General features: G+C 65.7%; 2 protein-coding genes and 2 pseudogenes. 1 reads left to right on the top strand and 3 read right to left on the bottom strand.

The features are described from left to right. A pseudogene (locus tag K228_RS28655) lies at positions 1-78 on the top strand (SDR family oxidoreductase); the annotation flags it as partial. Positions 79-410: 332 nt separating this feature from the next. Here K228_RS28655 and K228_RS29955 read toward each other — a convergent pair. The 3 genes and pseudogenes from K228_RS29955 to K228_RS26260 form a co-directional block, all read right to left on the bottom strand. Continuing rightward, positions 411-692, bottom strand: a complete 282-nt coding sequence (locus K228_RS29955) for a hypothetical protein (protein ID WP_050581036.1) — start codon at positions 690-692, stop codon at positions 411-413. Between the two features lie 153 nt (positions 693-845). Further along, positions 846-1,115, bottom strand: a complete 270-nt coding sequence (locus tag K228_RS29285) for a hypothetical protein (RefSeq protein ID WP_245603598.1) — start codon at positions 1,113-1,115, stop codon at positions 846-848. 375 nt (positions 1,116-1,490) lie between these two features. Continuing rightward, positions 1,491-1,902 (bottom strand): annotated as a pseudogene (locus tag K228_RS26260) (site-specific integrase); the annotation flags it as partial. Positions 1,903-2,460: the final 558 nt, after the last annotated feature.

Here is a 2,460-nt window from a genome sequence, read left to right as displayed (position 1 = left end):
CGGACCGTGCTGGCAGCGCTCATGTCGCCCCCTGACATGGAGATCACCGACGTGTCCGTTGCCGTTCCTGGCGCGTGACGTGAGACAGCAGCCCACCGCTGGGACCCTGCGGGTGCCGAAAATCCCGTCCGCGCTGGTCAGGCGGCGTTCTCGTATTCGTGGAGGAGCCACCGAGTCGGTCGCGTCGGCGAACGTTTAGGTGTGTCAGCGTTGCGGGGTCGGTGATCGGTTCGGGTAGCGGTTGCAGGCGGCAGGCTTGGATCCAGCGTTCCATGATCGAGTTCATGCGGGGCATTCGGACACCGCTACGCACGACTGTGATTCCGGAGTCGGCGAGGATCGCGTCGAACAGGGCAGGGTACTTGCCGTCCCGATCCCGGATCAGGCACTTCGTGCGGCATCCCGCGTCCTCAAGGTCCATTCACCAGGTTCCGGGCCGTTTGGGCCACCCATCTGGCGGTCGGGCGGGCGGTGGCGCCGAGGATGCGGACCTGGCGGGTGGCGTGGTCGATGACCGCCAGGATGTACAGGCGGGTGCCGGTCAGTGTCGTGGTGTCGAAGAAATCGGCGGCGATGATGGCGTGTGCCTGGGAACGCAGGAATGTCGCCCAGGTGGCGGCGGTGCGCTGGGGTGCCGGGTCGATGCCGGCCTGCTGCAGGATCTCCCAGACGGTGGAGGCGGCGACCTTCACAACCCAGGACGAGGAGTTCGCCGTGGATGCGGCGGTATCCCCAGTTGGTGTTTTCGCGGGCCAGGCGTAGCACCATCCGGCGGATTGACCGCACGGTTCGTGGCCGGCCGGCCCGCTGAGGTCGGGAGATCTTGGCGTGCCGGCGGGCGCTGGTCACGGTGCCAGCGCAGCACGGTCTCCGGGCGGACCAGCAGCCGCAGGTCGCGCAGGACGTTGCGGGGGAGCCGGTGGTAGCAGAGCGGCCAGCCAGGCGCGGTCAGCCCGGGTGAACCGCACCCGTTCGCCGTGCAGCTGCCGTTCGAGGACCATGACCTGGTGGCGGAGCGCGAGGATCTCGGCATCCTTGTCCCGGTCGCTCATCGGCAGCAGCCGCAGGAGCGCGAGTGCGTTGGTCACACCGAGATAGGCCAGTCGAAGCAGCACAACAGGACATCTTTCGCGCACCGTTGAACGTCGATTACCCCGCCACGTTCGGTCGAGCGGGTTCACGGCTACAGCCGAGTTCTGATCTCAGCGATCAAGAAGGTCGTGACCAGGACGGACGAGGTTTTCGGCACCCGCAAGACCAGCCTGGGCGTACAGATCCTCTCCGCCGGCGACGACCTGGACAGCGCGTGGGCAGAGACCGTCGCAGCGGACGAGTAGACGCTGATCCCCGACGACCCGCCCCCGTTGGCGGTTTATGGTCGAGGACCTGGCGGTCGGCGAGGAATTTAGTGTGGAGCGCCCGCGAGCCGGAGAGATTGACGAAGACGTACCGCCAGCGCCGCGATCCCCGACCAGGGAGCCCGGCCGGCCTCGCCGTCTCTCGCCAGTGAACATGAACGCCTCGGGTACCTCGCCGACGTGACTGTTCATGTGCTGTTTCAGTGAAGGCAGAGTCGCCTTGGGCAGGGCGACGGTCTGCGCGCTCGCCCGCGACTTTGGCGGGCCGAGGATCAGACCGGTTCCCCGGTGCTCGACGAACGCCTGTCGCACCTGCACCGTGCCGGCCGACAGGTCGACGTCGCAGCGTTGCAGGGTGACCACCTCGCCCCCCGCAGGCATCTGAACGTCGTGACCAGGATCAGCGCCCGGAAGCGCTCCGGCATCTGCTCGGCCAGCGCGAAGATCTGCGGAACAGTAAGAGCCGGCCGCTCTGCGGCCTTCTCCTGGTCGGCACCGACAACGCGGCACGGGTTGCCCTCATCAGTTCGTATTCCTTCACGGCCTTCGATCTCGAAGAATTTCAGCAAAGCGACGAACCCCAGCCGGGTCGCGCCGGTCTTGTTGGCCACCAACTGCCAGTCCGAATCCAACAACGTCCAGCAAGCGATCAGATCCTCGGGATCCCAGTCGCCGCGCATGCATCGACCAACGACCCGTCATCCATACATGAACTCAGATGATTGGCTACTTTGCGGCTCGCCGCAGCTTCGAGAGTCCCGGGCCATGTAACGCAACACCAGACCGGAGAGCTACCTGGTGAGGACGCCCAGTTGGGTCCTGCGGGGTGTCCCGGAAATGAGCGTTTTCGGGACGATCAAACCTCGCCAAGGCCACCGTTAGCGGGACTTTTCGAAATTTGGTGATCAAGCGCATGGATGCTGGACGCGGGTTGGCGCGGGCGTTCATCGGCTGCGTGCGGCGATGGTTACCGGCACAATGACCAGGGCCAGAAGTCCGCCGCCGATGGCTAGTACTCCAGCAGGAGATCCGTTCGGACCTGCTGGAGCTGTGTGGTTTTGTCCGTGAGCATGGAGCAGCCACCGCTGAGTCTTGTGGTTGT

The sequence above is a fragment of the Salinispora cortesiana genome, from assembly GCF_000484695.1.
Classification (GTDB): Bacteria; Actinomycetota; Actinomycetes; order Mycobacteriales; family Micromonosporaceae; genus Micromonospora; species Micromonospora cortesiana.
The sequence above is the reverse complement of the archived record's forward strand: the minus strand, read 5'-3'. Positions and strand labels throughout refer to the sequence as shown.